Source organism: Microcoleus sp. K4-B3 (assembly GCF_036704615.1).
Lineage (GTDB): Bacteria > Cyanobacteriota > Cyanobacteriia > Cyanobacteriales > Microcoleaceae > Microcoleus.
Genome location: NZ_JAUBSF010000052.1, coordinates 1 through 12,478, shown reverse-complemented (window position 1 = coordinate 12,478; position 12,478 = coordinate 1). Strand labels below are relative to the sequence as shown.

Annotated in this window: 8 protein-coding genes; 3 read left to right on the top strand and 5 right to left on the bottom strand. The window is 45.5% G+C overall.

Annotation, left to right across the window (positions count from 1 at the left end):
- Positions 1-44: 44 nt before the first annotated feature.
- From QUA78_RS20350 to ribE, 5 genes are all read right to left on the bottom strand, one after another.
- On the bottom strand, positions 45-1,268 hold the full coding sequence (locus tag QUA78_RS20350) for a glycosyltransferase (RefSeq protein ID WP_333303255.1): 1,224 nt from the start codon (positions 1,266-1,268) through the stop codon (positions 45-47).
- Positions 1,269-1,289: 21 nt separating this feature from the next.
- Positions 1,290-3,086: an ABC transporter ATP-binding protein gene (locus QUA78_RS20345; protein WP_333398989.1), complete on the bottom strand. Its 1,797-nt coding sequence runs from the start codon at positions 3,084-3,086 to the stop codon at positions 1,290-1,292.
- On the bottom strand, positions 3,061-4,245 hold the full coding sequence (locus tag QUA78_RS20340) for a glycosyltransferase family 2 protein (RefSeq protein ID WP_333398988.1): 1,185 nt from the start codon (positions 4,243-4,245) through the stop codon (positions 3,061-3,063). The genes QUA78_RS20345 and QUA78_RS20340 overlap by 26 nt, the downstream gene beginning before the upstream one ends.
- Positions 4,246-5,186: 941 nt before the next feature.
- Positions 5,187-5,972: an SMI1/KNR4 family protein gene (locus QUA78_RS20335; protein WP_333305898.1), complete on the bottom strand. Its 786-nt coding sequence runs from the start codon at positions 5,970-5,972 to the stop codon at positions 5,187-5,189.
- Positions 5,973-5,994: 22 nt separating this feature from the next.
- A complete protein-coding gene (ribE, locus tag QUA78_RS20330; protein ID WP_333305900.1) occupies positions 5,995-6,711 on the bottom strand; it encodes a riboflavin synthase in 717 nt (238 codons plus the stop codon).
- Positions 6,712-6,940: 229 nt separating this feature from the next.
- On the opposite strand from ribE, the gene QUA78_RS20325 reads away from it, so the two are divergent.
- From QUA78_RS20325 to QUA78_RS20315, 3 genes are all read left to right on the top strand, one after another.
- Positions 6,941-7,447, top strand: coding sequence for a bifunctional nuclease family protein (locus QUA78_RS20325; RefSeq protein ID WP_172185863.1), 507 nt, complete (start codon positions 6,941-6,943; stop codon positions 7,445-7,447).
- Positions 7,448-7,452: 5 nt separating this feature from the next.
- The gene (locus QUA78_RS20320; protein ID WP_333305902.1) at positions 7,453-8,583 is read left to right on the top strand and encodes an aldo/keto reductase; all 1,131 of its coding nucleotides are present in this window, start codon (positions 7,453-7,455) and stop codon (positions 8,581-8,583) included.
- Positions 8,584-9,071: 488 nt separating this feature from the next.
- Positions 9,072-12,287, top strand: a complete 3,216-nt coding sequence (locus QUA78_RS20315) for a PAS domain-containing protein (protein ID WP_333398987.1) — start codon at positions 9,072-9,074, stop codon at positions 12,285-12,287.
- The last annotated feature ends 191 nt before the right edge of the window (positions 12,288-12,478 follow it).

The following is a 12,478-nucleotide window of genomic DNA, read 5'->3' as shown; positions in this document are numbered from 1 at the left end:
CTGCGTTCAATATGAAACAGATTTCTGAAAAAACTCTCCTAATTTTAGGCAAATTGCTGCCTAATTTTTTCAATGCGTTTTAAAGAGCGGGGGTATTCCCCAAACAGCCCCACTACACCACCCCACAACTCGGCTAGAATCATGGTTGGAGGTAATACATGGCATCCTCTGACACTTTTTTGCAACTGATTTAACTGATCGGCAAACCACCAGCCGACGAGCCAGCGCAATTTCGAGCGTTGGCTCGGATCGGTCTGATAAGATTTTACGACAAAAGCCATAAAACCTAAACCCCACGTCCAATACTGGCGGCGCAATTTTTCATATTCCCGGCGGTGTTGGTGAAACACCAGATAGCGAGGCTCATAGACGAGGGGATAGCCAGCGCGAACAACTCGATAAAAAATATCTAAATCGCCACCGCCGGGGAGGGGCGCACCTGTATCGAGTGCATCATCAAATCCCCCTAATTTCAGTAAAACATCTCGGCGAAATGCCATATTGCAACCAGCTCCAAATATGCCAGCCCCACAGGGGTATAAAGGATTATACGGCAAGATTTGACCGTAGCGGATTTTCTCAAAGCCGCGTCGAAAGCCTCCCCTGCTTTCAAATAAAATTTGGGCTTCAGTCACTAACTCATAAGGCAGCACTAACCCTGTAAAACCGCCAGCATCAGGATTTTCTGTCCAAGCTTCCATCAAGCCGTTCAGCCATTGGCGATCGGGCGTGACATCATCGTCAAGAAAGGCTAATAGTTCGCCAGTTGCTTCCTGCAGGGCGCGATTGCGAGCGAAGTCTAAACCGGGTTTTGGTTCCCTGGCATAGCGAACTCCTGGTAGAGAGTCTACCAATTCCTTCGTTCTTTCATCAGAAGGTGCATTATCAATTACTAACACTTCAAAGTAAAGCTTTTCACCGGCAATAGGTGTTTGCAACCTGAGTAAATATTGCAGGCACCGCGCCAGGTTTTCCGGCCGATCTTTCGTGCAAATTGCTACTGTCAGCGACGGAAAGCGCTCGCCATTTTCGGCAGGAGTTAGCTCTTCTCTAATCGCTTCCTGAAGTAACTTAATGCCGACTTCCCGTTCAATCATTTGAGCTAAATCTTCAGGAGAAAGGACGCTCTTTGGAGGAAGAGGCTGCACGATCAAACCAACAGCTTTATCTTTGCGCCGCACAACTATGGCAATACCTGTATCCTCCTCAGAAATTGTTAGAGTTGGGAGGGGCTGTGTCACTTCAATGTCAAGGATGGGATAAGGCATAAGTAATTCACCAACTTACTTTTAGTTTTGTATGTTGCGGTGTTGCAAGTGATAAAGCTTGGCGAAGAGGCCGTCGAGTTTCAGCAAATACTGGAGGTTGCCTTGTTCGATCGCCCTGCCATTTTCCATCACAATAATTTTATCCGCATTTTCAATCGTCGATAAGCGGTGAGCAATGACAATGACGGTACGATCCTGGCTGAGCGTATTGAGGGCCTCCTGAATCAAGTTTTCAGCAATACTATCCAGAGCATTCGTTGCTTCATCCAGAATGAGAATGTCCGGATCGCGGACAATGGCGCGAGCGAGGGCAATGCGCTGCCTTTGCCCGCCCGAAAGGCGAACGCCGCGATCGCCCACTTTCGTGTCATACCCTTCCGGCAGTTGGCTGATAAAATCGTGAGCATTGGCAAGTTTTGCCGCCTCAAAAATTTCTGCCTCGGTTGCTTCTAAACGCCCATAAGCGATATTATCCCTCACCGTCCCGCTAAAGATGTGGACATCTTGGCTGACAATCGCAATTCCTTTCCGCCAGTCCATTAAATTCAGTTCTTTTAATGAGCAGTCGTCAACATAAATTCCTCCTGACGTTGGCTCGTAAAAGCGGCAGAGGAGGCTGATTATCGTAGATTTTCCCGCACCCGACGGCCCCACTAAAGCAGTCGTTTGGCCGCGTTTAAACTCGACGGAGACATCCTCTATTGCAGGCCGATCTTCAGGATTGTAAGTTAAGGAAACTGACTCAAAATAGATCGCCTGCTTCAACTTGTTAAAGGGAACGGTACCAGAGCGGATGTAAGGTTTATCAGAAGTGTCTAAAAAAGACATCACCACTTCAGCAGAACTGGCGGTAGAGACTAAACCTAGCCTCGCGACATCTAGCTGTTGCACCTGCGGTTGCAAGCGGTAGAGGATGAATAAAAAAGTCAGCAGCGTTGGCATAGCTGACTGGTTTTGCAGGAGGGCGATCGCCAAAATTGCTAACAGGAGGAGTGCGGAAAAAACTTCATAGAGCGGATTGATGAGCCCTCCCAGCATATCGAGTTGCAAAAAGGTGTTTCGCACCTGCTGGGAAGCGCGATCGAAGCGTTCTTGCTCGTAAGGTTCCCGTCCAAAGGAGCGGATGGTTCTCATCCCCCCTAATCCCTCCCACATTCGGACAGCGAGCTGAGAATTGGCGTCTACCGCTTGCTGTGCCAGATGTTTGACTCGGCGCGTCACAAACTGGATGAACTGTGAGATGAGGAAGAGCGCTATACTGATAATTAAGGTGAGTTGCCAAGAGATGAGCAGTAACAGCGTCGCCAGGACAGTAATCGTACAAGCAGACGTAATCAAGTTAACAAACAAACTCAAAGCTTTGCTAGTCTGCCAACTCTCTGTTGCCAAAATATTCATAATCTTTCCCGATTCGCTGCGCTCTAAGAAAGAGTAGCTAACGGTTAAAGTTTGGTTGAAAATTTGGCAGCGCAATCGGTTGCTAATTCGCGAGTTTAACCAAGCAAAAAGCAGAGAATTACTATAGACAATCAGGTTTTTTATCAGGATGCTGACTAAAATACAAAATGGGATGATTAAGACGCGGTAGCCAGCAGGAACACCAGCGAATATCTTGTTCAGAGAATCAATGAAAGAATTGCCAGTTACAGCCTGAGCTTGTTCTTGCTGTAAAGTTTGCAAAAAGGGAATGAATAAGCTAATGCCAAAGCCGTCAGAAAGGGAAGCAAGCATACCCAAGGAAATCATTGCCGGGATTGCCCAAGGGTAAAGCTTGAGGAGGGGTAGCAGAGTTCTAATAGCCTGAATTTCTTTTTTCATAAGACAACTCTGCCTTTGCCGGGGGAGTGGCGCTAATGTTCACTTGAGGGAGCGTGTCAATATTTGCTTGATTTCGCTTGACAAGGAGGGAAATAGAGTAGTGAAAAATGTTCCCTATCGTTACCATTAATTCGATCTTTTTGCGCCGGAACTCTACCAACACCTCCCGGCTAATCAGTTGGTTCTCAGAGGATGGCGTATCTTCTATTATCACAGGTGCATCTAGAGCCTCCTGATGTTTCCAAGACTGGGATAATAGGTTGAAAAGGCTCTTTCCCAATACTCTGTAAAAGCCAGAACGGAATAAGGGTGAGATGCACTCAGTTTTTAAAGCTTGGAATAACCAAAAGAGCGCGGTGCGATCGCGGCCGTTGCGGCTGCTTTGGTGCGCTAAGTACAACAAAAAATTACTGGTAGATAATCGGTGCAGGAAATCGGGAATTTCGGGATGCCGTTGCTTGGCAGCTTGCAACATCAAAGATTGAGACTTCGCCATTGTCGTATAGTTGGTAGACATAGTGTTATACATCCTGCGATAGCCAATTGAAAATTCCGGCACGGCTCGAAATTGATAAAGCTCTGCTATCCGCAGGTACAAGTCCCAGTCTTCACAGCCTTGAGCATTCCTTTCCTTCAATGTCTTGTCATAAACCCCCACCTTTTCCAAACAACTGCGACGGATCATAGAAGCACTCGCGTTTCCTATAAAGTTGTGGCAGATTAGGGTCGCGTACACGTCACCTTCAATTCTAAAAGACCGGAATCCTCCTGTTAGCAATCCTTTTTCATCCAGATCCACTGTCCACGAATAGACCACCCCGACTTCTTCCCCTCCCTCCAACATACATTGAACTTGTTTTTCTATGTTTTCAGGATACCAAATATCATCGGCATCAATGGGGGCGATAAATTCTCCTCTCGACTTCTCAATTCCTAAGTTTCGAGCAACAGCGACTCCAGAATTTTGCTGTTTCAGAAGCTGAACGCGAGAATCTTTTTTGCCAATTTTTTCTACAATTTCAGGGGTTCGATCCTGGGAACCGTCATCGACTACTAAAACTTCAATTGCTGGATAAGTTTGAGCGAGAACAGATTTCAAAGTTTCTTCAATAAATGGCTCAGCGTTGTATGCAGGGATAATGACTGAAATGAGAGGCATAGAGAGGGATTTTTGAGAATCTGGCTGCATTGGCTTTTAACAAGGTTTTTCAAAATTTTTGTTGCTTTCTAGATTGGCGGCTGTACCTTACACTCCTCGCAGTCAGGACTTACACAGTTGGTGGAAGAGACAGCCAATATCCGCTGAGAATAATTTTACCCCATTCTCTGTTCAATGTCAATGGTATATAGGACGTTTAAATGAGTTTTTACAATCACAATAATGGTAATAGACTTAAATTAAAAGTCATATTTTAATAGTTCAAAATATCTCAATACATAAAATGTATGATAGTAAAAAAACTATGATTTTAAACAATTTGTTTGTAACCACAAGTCGGATAAGTTGTCATCAATGTTTATATTTAAGTATAATCATTCTATATAGCGGTTCTCAAGCAAGTGAGGCATAGGGGATAGGGGATAGGGCATAGGCATAGGACTCGCCCCCATACCTCACCACGCTTGAGAACCGCTATAGTGGGAACTTTCTATCAGTTTTGGTAAAAGAGGCAATCTACTGCATTTTTTCATTGTTATATCTGACAATCCATCAAGTTAGGGATTTTGCCTTCCTAAGTCTACGCAAATTTGGGCAACAGCAATTCAATTATGGTAGAGGTGCTTTTTTGTTTCACCCAATTATCTCGCAAAGCGCGGCTAATGGGAAACTACAACATCGGTTATTTTATCTGAATTTGCTAACTTATCCATTCTTCGATGCACCGGGCATTCAAAAGCTATTAATTTCTACATTGTTTTTAGTTTCACAGGTGGGAATTGCTGGGTGATGGTTTTGAAATAAAAAAGATTGAACCCTTTCTGAAGAGCAACTTCAGTAGTTAAAGTTTCTGGCTGAGGACTTCTAATTACTTCTAATATTTCCAGTAATTTATGCAATTTTTAGATGATTACTATTTTTTACATCTTTGTCTTAACAATTTAAGTTAACCAGTAATCTTCTTCCTCTTCTTCTTCTTCATATTCTTCATAATCTCCTTCTTCTATATCTGGATCTGCTCTTATGCTAGAGGGATTCCGATCGAGCAAAAAAGTTGTCCTTCGGTAGAACAAGTTATTTTCATCAATATCTAGCTGTCCTCCTAGTAGTAATTCGGGAAATTCTGCTTTTGCCCGTTCGCCAATACATATGTCGCGAACAAACTCAAAAAAATCTCGACCTAAATGACAAGTAAAGTCATGATTGCAGTTGACTCCATAAATATCATAACTTCTATCTTGTTCCCTGTAAGTTCTTAAGTCAAAAATACAAGCAACAAGACCGCATCCGCCGCCAAATAGATAAGAGTTATCCAGTAATTCCTTGACTTCACTTGACCACAATGAGCTATCTTTACAAGAGTCAAGAAGACTCTCATTTTCGTCTAAGTGTCCTTCTATATCATCAATATCAGGAACATCAATGAAAAAACCATCCTTACCAAATTTTTCTGACCCAAATACCTGGCAAAATTCTCGATATCCTTCAGGAAGAATCAAGCCGGCTTGAGATTCAAATTTTTGAATTTGGTCTTCAGTTAAAGTTGACAAACTTCCCTTTGGCCAAATCAATCCTTCTTGGGATGCAAAATCTTCCAATTCAGCTTCATTCAAAGTTGATACGCGATGAGGATATATTGGATTTCCAAAACTTTCTAAGCATAAATCTAATTGGGAAAGAAGCGATCGCCATTTGGTCAGATTATCGTTAGTCATATCTTTATCCATGCTATGTATCGCAATTCATTGATTACATAAATCCGTGTTCTGCTAAGAATTCGGGTGTAATTGTTCCCAAACTGTTGATTGCGGGGTCTTCTTCCCAAGCTTCGGGATGCGATTTTGAGCCACTGCGGAGAAATTTGGCGACATATTTGCCCAGAATATCTGCTTCTAAATTAACTAAACTTCCTGGTTGCAAATAGCTGAGGTTTGTCTCGGAAAAACTGTGGGGAATTACGGCAATTTCAAACCAATTGCCCTCAGCATCGCAATCTGCCACTGTTAAGCTGATGCCGTTGACGGCGATGCTGCCCTTGGAAACGATGTAAGGTGCGATTTGGCGCTGCCATCCCGAATTTGCTGCTGGTGGGGCAGTAAACCGCATCTCCCAAGCGTTGGCGGTTTGGGTTGATGTCGCTAAAGTGCCGATCGCATCTACGTGCCCCGTCACGAAATGTCCCCCCAATTTGCTACCGGCGCGCAGGGAGGTTTCTAGGTTCACCCAAGCATCGGGGAATGCTCCCAAAGTAGTGCGGCGCAGGGTTTCCGGGGAAGCGACGGCGACAAAACCCGTCGCAGGTAGAACTTCCACTACCGTCAAACAGACTCCATCCACGGCTACGCTGTCCCCAATGGCTAAATCTTGTAAAATCTGATAGGAGTTGCTGGATGTGCAGGAAATTTGGAAATAATCGTTGCCTAGCGACTTCAGCTTTCCGAGAGATTGAATTAGTCCTGTAAACATAAGTATTTTTCCCTAGTCGATCGCTTATTTACATCAAACCACAGCCAAAAACCAGACGCAGGAGCTTTTGCCCTCCCCCTGTCCCCTCCGAGTCAATGTCCCATCTCAAATCGACAGTGCCCGATTCGTTGCAGATTCAGGCGAAGATCGAGTCATACTGGATTTAGGTAATCTTTATGTCCAAGTTCTCTACTGCCTTACAGTTTCTTAATTCTATGAGGCCGATCGAATGATTGAAATGAAAGTCGCTGGGATTGCCTTAGATGCAGCCACGCGCAGTCCTATAGTCCTATTGAGAGACGCTACTGAGCGACGCGCTTTGCCTATTTATATCGGTCAGGAGCAGGCAAAGGCTATTATTAGTTCTCTGGAAGGTCACAAGCCTCCTCGACCTTTAACTCACGATTTGATGGTCAATTTTCTAGAAGCCTGGAATCTTACCTTGGAGCGTATAGTTATTCACTCGCTGCAAGATAACACGTTCTATGCCGTGCTGATCGTCCGTCAGGGAGAAGTTAAAAAAGAGATCGATGCCCGACCCAGCGACGCGATCGCCCTAGCCCTGCGCACGAATAGCCCCATCTGGGTGATGGAAGAAGTCGTAGCCGATGCTTCCATACCGGTCGATCGAGATGCTGATGAAGCGGAACGCCGGGCCTTCCGGGAATTTATCTCAAACCTCCGTCCAGAGGATTTGATCAAGAGAAGCGGCTTCAGCCCGGGCGAAACTTCCTAACATTTATGCGCTATCGACGGTTTGGCAAAACTAACTTGCACCTGTCCGTATTTTCCTTGGGAACCATGCGCTATTTGGCTTCTGAGGAAACTGCCGGTCAGACTGTACAAGAGGCTGTGTCTCAGGGAATCAATCACCTGGAAACGGCGGCGGGTTACGGTTGCAGCGAGGAATATCTCGGTGCGGCCCTCTCGGCTGGTTTGTCTGTCGATCGATCGCGCTTCCATGTCACTACGAAAATTTCCCCAACGGAGGATGCAGCAGCAATGGAACGCTGCATCGACTCATCCCTCAAACGCCTGAATTTAGACTATATCGACTGTCTGGCAATTCACGGTTTAAATACTTGGGAACATTTGGCGATTGTGCGATCGCCCACAGGCTGCATGGAATCTGTACGCAAAGCCCTGGCAGATGGTCGCATTCGGCACGTCGGCTTTTCGACTCACGGGCCTCTGGATCTGATTTTGGCTGCAATCAATACAGATTTGTTTGAATTTGTCAATCTGCATTACTACTATTTTTTTCAGCGCAACGCCCCGGCAATTGAACTCGCCAAGCACAAAGATATGGGCGTTTTCATCATTTCCCCGGCAGATAAAGGAGGGCAACTCTACACGCCCCCGGAAACTCTCGCACAATTGTGCTCGCCTTTCTCGCCCTTAGAGTTGAACTATCGGTTTTTACTGAGCGATACTAGGATTGGGACTTTGAGTGTGGGGGCTGCAAATCCGACCGAATTAGAGCAACCTCTGAAATATGCCGATCGCGACTTTCCCCTCACCAACGCCGAAATCGCTGCGTTCGATCGGCTAGAATCGGCTATTGCAGCCAGTTTGAAGACCGACAAATGCAGCCAGTGCTATGCCTGTTTGCCTTGCCCGGAAAACATCAACATTCCCGAAGTATTGCGACTCCGCAATCTCGCCGTCGGGTGCGACATGACTGACTTTGGCAAATACCGCTACGCCATGTTTGAAAATGCCGGACACTGGTTTCCCGGCAGCAAAGGCAACCGCTGCACCGATTGCGGCGAATGTTTGCCTAGGTGTCCCGAAGAGTTAGACATCCCAACTTTACTCAAAGATACTCACCAGCGACTGGGCGGTAAAGCAGGCAGGCGGTTGTGGGATTGAAAAAAAGGTGAAGTAGGGAAAAGGTCGATCGAGCGTATCTAAGTTTTGCAATAATTACGCTAAACTTTGGTTTAAGTAAATTTACTGTATACTCGATCGAAAAATTACTTAGTCTGGCGACTGTCTGCAAGAGCATCCCGATTTTGCAAAAAGCGTTTTCACAGGAGTGCGAGCATCCTGCACAGCCCAGCCTACATCTAAGCGCGATCGCTCCTGTGAAAGCACCCATTTGGATTCTCCCAACACACTTTAAATAGATCCGACAGTATATGTAAAAACAACTAAATAAAAAAATCTGATTTAACAGCGAGAAACCGATTTTTTTGAAAATATCTCTGTCATTTTCTTACTTTGTTGTACCTGACGAGAGCGAACAATTTTATGAAGATTGATTAACCGAACTCGATCGAAAATCTCAACTTTAAAATTGATTGTTTTCCAGATTTATTTATCGCCTGTCATCTATAACCGATTCAGTATCTACTACTATGGCTCAAACTCAGTTAAACGACAGCAAGCCAAATTGTCTGCAGCCAACTGAAGTTGCGACTTCCGAAAGATTTAAAACAGCTTTCAAGCCGTCCGCTTACAACTTGTCCGTCACCAGAAAACAGTTAATTGGACTGCTGGCGTTACAAACAATCTTGCCAGTCGGACTAACGGCAGCAGCACTTTGGCTAACATCGGCAGTTGGAAGCAACGAACTGCAAAATCAAGCTAAATCAGAACTGAGCCTTAGTGAAATTAACTACAATCTCAAACTCGATCGCGCCGCCGACCGTTTGCAAAACTCCTCTGACAGCAAAACGATCGCCCAAACAGCTTTAGCTTACAACAGCGGTAAACAAGTATCAGATTTGCGAAAATCTGTCAAGCAAATTCTGGAAAGTCATGTCAAAACAGGAGCAATACACAGTGCAGCTTTAGTGGGGAAAGATAGGAAGATAATTGTTAGCGTTAATCTCAACCAGGAAGGACAAAATTTTAATCCTCGCAACCTAGCATATCAAGAATTAGCAAAAAAAGAGCCAATTACGGCTAGCAAAATTCTGGCTAAATCGGAAAATCAGAAACAATTGCCAGCTTTGCAACCGGGATTGAGCGAACGTGTCCTTGTGAATTACGTAAAAATTCCCGTAAAAAACCCAAAAAATCAGACTGTTATTGCTGCTTTATTTCTAGGAACAAATCTGAGCAAAATCCCGATGGTTGCCAGTAGCGAAACCGTCAATTCACTCTTCGGATTTTACGCTATTTATGCACCGCTTAATGAGGGCAAATATGTCTTGGTAAGCGGACAAAGTGTTACGAAAAATCAACTGTTGCCCAACTTACAGTGGATGGACAGATCGCTACTGAGATCTGCACGCGCCGCCGATGGCAAACCAGTTGCCCAGCAAATACAAATAGGCAATCAAACTTATACAGTAGCAGCAAAATCCCTGAATAATCTAGTCGGAAAACCCGCTGTAATTTTAGTGCGGGGCATCCCCAAAACCTCGATCGCAACTTGGTGGGGCAATAACTGGCTGCTGGCAATGTGTGCGGCTGCCGTTGTCCCGTTCGCCTTGGGAGTTGCCGTCACTCGCCGGATTGCCAAACCCGCTAACTCAGATTTATCAACAGCAGACGGGAATTGGCCCTCTAATTCCACCGCCGAACCGCCGCAGCGAACCCGGAAGTTCGATCTAATTTATGACAATTTAAATTTCGGCGAAATTCCCGATTTATTTCCCAAAAAATCGAGTTTAAACGGTAAATTAGCAGTCGATTTTCGATATAAAAAAACTGCGGGCGATGGCCCGATCGCAAATCCCCACATCCCCCTCGCTTTCCAACCCCTAGAATTGCCCGCAAACTCCGTCTCAAATCAGTCGCGGCCGGCAAATACAGAACTAGAAAAAAGCGCGATCGCCTTAAATCAAGTCCAGGAAGCTTGGCAAGACTTAAATCGCCTCAACTTGGAATTGCAGCCAGAAATACTCGATCGCCAAAACACTCAAAAAGCCCTGCGAAAGAGCGAAGCACTGTTGCAAGCGATTTTAGACAACTCAACAGCAGTGATTTACATCAAAGATGTTGACGGAAAATACCTGCTCACCAACCGCCATTTTGACAATTTGTTCGACATCGCAAAAGAGCAAATAACAGGCAAAACCGACGGCGATATTTTTCCCGACGAAGACAAAGCAACAGCCTTGCGAGAAAACGACCTGAAAGTTCTCGAATCTTCCTCGCCCCTAACTATCGAAGAAATCATCCCTCAAGACGACGGCCCGCACACTTATATTTCTCTGAAATTTCCCCTCTGCAACTCCGAAGGTAAAGCTTATGCAGTCGGTACAATTTCTACAGACGTGAGCGATCGCAAACTTGCCGAACTCACCCTAGAAAAGGCCAAAGCAGAACTAGAAATAGAAGTCGAACAGCGCACCATATTCCTCAAACAAGCCAACGAACTTTTGCAGTTTGAACTCGCAGCCAAAGTCCGCGGCGCTATCGCTGTCAGACAAATGACTGCTCAGGTAGCCCGACACGCCAGAACAGTTGACGGGATTCTCGGCGCTTCTCTTGACCTAATTTTTCTAGTAGATCGATCGGGAAAGTACACTTACGTCAGCCGCACCGCCGCTCAAGCTGCCGGCATGAATCCCAGAGAAATGATTAGCAAAACCTGGCAGGAATTAGGCTGGTCGCCAACAATTATGCAGCGGGTTCACCAAGAATGCGACGGCATATTTGCCACAGCCGAGCCCGTGAAAGGCGAAGTCATCGTTCCCACGGCAAGCTGGGGAACCCGCGACTACGAGTACATTCTCAGCCCGCTTTGTGCGACTGACGGCAGCGTCGAAGCGGTGGTGGCGACGCTGCGGGATATCACCGAACGCAAAGACGCTGAGGAAGCGTGGCAGTTGGCAAAAGAAGCAGCAGAACTCGCCAACCGCGCCAAGAGTGCTTTTCTGGCAAACATGAGCCACGAGTTGCGGACTCCCCTGAACGCGATTATCGGCTACAGCGATATGCTGGTGGAAGATGCCGAAGAGTTAGGCAACTTAGAGATAGTCTCGGATTTAGACAAAATTCGCACTGCTGGCAAACACTTGCTGCGACTAATTGACGACATTCTCGACATTTCCAAAATTGAAGCTGACAAGATGGAGATTTACCTCGAAAGCTTCGATGTCGGCGGCTTAATCGAGGAGGTGGTAACAACCATCAAACCGCTGATGGATAAAAACGGCAATACTTTGCAAGTATTGACTTCTGACAATATCGGCGCGATGCACGGCGATTTGATGAAAGTGCGGCAGGTAATTCTGAATTTGCTCAGCAATGCTGCTAAATTTTCGGCTAATGGGGCGATCGTACTTACTGTCGAAAGAATTACCAGCGAAGAATTAAAAAATAAATATCAACCGAGAGTTGCTCAAATGTTAATTTTGGATGCAGAATTTTTAATTTTTCGAGTGACCGACACGGGCATCGGCATGACACCAGAGCAGCAACAGCGACTGTTTCAACCTTTCACTCAAGCCGACAATTCAACTACTCGCAAGTACGGCGGTACTGGTTTGGGACTGACTATCAGCCAGCGTTTCTGTCAGATGATGGGCGGCGATATTGAAGTTACTAGCGAGTTAGATTGCGGTTCTACTTTTACTGCTTGTCTGCCTGCTTCATTGTTTAGGCGATCGGATTTTTAACATGACTGTAGGGGCTGGTTTTACCAACAATAAAAGCCAAAAACAAACAATCTAATAAACCCTCCCCTCCGCAACACAAAATCGCAATGTACATCTTTTGCAGATAATAAAATGTAACTGGAGTTTAGACTAAAAAAGAGAGAACGGTGGCAAAAGAAGAACTAGAGCCACCGCGCCAGGAGAGAATGAGG